The organism is Mycobacterium sp. NGS49, assembly GCF_059812565.1.
Genome location: NZ_JCALCX010000117.1, coordinates 1 through 389 on the forward strand (window position 1 = coordinate 1; position 389 = coordinate 389).

The 389-nt window shown below is 71.7% G+C and carries 1 protein-coding gene; it reads right to left on the reverse strand.

The genetic code is table 11. The features are described from left to right. Positions 1–389: DUF222 domain-containing protein (locus AC5Y7D_RS30945; protein ID WP_499930006.1), on the reverse strand; the 389-nt coding region annotated here is incomplete at both ends.

Sequence of the window (389 nt, forward strand, 5' to 3'; positions counted from 1 at the left end):
AAGTCACAGGCTTTGCCGGCCAGGTCTTTTTCGGCGGCTTCGCGGGTGCCCGGGTCCACGGTGGCGGGCAGGTGGGCCAGGAAGCCGCGGATCACCTTCACGTGCGCGTCGCCGATCCGGCCCTGGCGTTGGGCGGCGGCGGTTGCGGTCAACGTCGGGACCAGCGGTTCACCTGTGAGTGCGCGACGCTCACCGAGGTCGTCGGCTTCGGCGATGCGCCGGTGGGCGTCGGGCTTGGTGATGCGTAGCCGGTCGGCCAGCGCCGCCGGGAGTTTGCCGCCGAGTTCTTCTTCGGTGGCGTGGGCGGCCAGCGCGTTGATCAGCGGGTGCCGCGGCGCCCGCAACCGGCGCTCGACGGTTTCCAGCCGTTCCAGCGCCCGCATCCACTC